The sequence below is a fragment of the Polaromonas sp. P1_E3 genome (assembly GCF_056405935.1).
In genome coordinates, this window is the sequence record NZ_JBFUBD010000729.1 from 1 (window position 1) to 878 (window position 878).

General features: G+C 54.6%; 2 protein-coding genes. Both read right to left on the reverse strand.

Features of this window, described 5'->3' with window-relative positions:
- Positions 1–346 (reverse strand): hypothetical protein (locus tag AC1D0Z_RS23120; protein WP_477660464.1); only part of this gene is annotated, 346 nt, incomplete at its 3' end.
- A gap of 148 nt (positions 347–494) precedes the next feature.
- Positions 495–878 (reverse strand): AAA family ATPase (locus AC1D0Z_RS23125; protein WP_477660465.1); only part of this gene is annotated, 384 nt, incomplete at its 5' end.

An 878-nucleotide genomic window follows, 5' to 3' on the forward strand; every position in this document is an offset into this window, starting at 1 on the left:
CGTACAACCAGGGCAGCAACCACATGGCGGAAAAAACCATGAATGCCCGTGGGATTGGGTCGGACGAAAGAAGACTGGGTCCAAGGTAAGACGTATAGAGCTCGACACTCCAAAGTACGTTCAGCACACCGAGGAGCGGAGCCAGCGCCAACACCCACGCCCCGGATACCTTTGCMCCTTTCACAAACAGGATTAACGCGATGGGTACTGCCGCACCAACGATGGGAGTCCAGAATAGAAGTGAATCAAGAGCGCGCAGGGGAGAACCCCATCCACCCAGTGCCAATGCCGCCGGCCAACTCACGAGTCCAATACCAATCGCCAACACGATTCCGACAATTTGCATAACGCCCGTTCCCTTCATTTAGGCATGGTATCGCACGGATATCCCGGTAGGTATGTCAATTAGGGGCATGGCAACCGACGCGTGGAAGTGGGAATATGCATGCTAAAAAAGGGTATGGTGCCGTTGGGCGTTCGTGTCGATAGGCAAGTTAGACATCAGGGCCTTCGTCCTCTTCGTCGTCGTCCGCCAGGAGTTGCTCTAGCCTCCGCGGGTAGTTGTTCAGGAAGTCTCTTGTCACTGCGAAGTGCTCTGTATCTTCGAACGCAACTTCGCTCATGCCTGATCTGTCGAACTGAATGATTTTGGCGTGAGGGTAGGCGAGCAAGATCGGGGAATGCGTGGCAATGATGAATTGGGATGAATCTTCAACGAGCTGGTGAATAGCACGGAGTGCCGCAAGTTGGCGGTTCGGCGAAAGAGCTGCTTCGGGTTCGTCCAGCAGATAGATCCCATCACCTCGCATCTTGTTCAGGAGTACGGCCATAAAAGATTCGCCGTGCGATTGGCGATGGAGCGAGCGGCCACCATATCC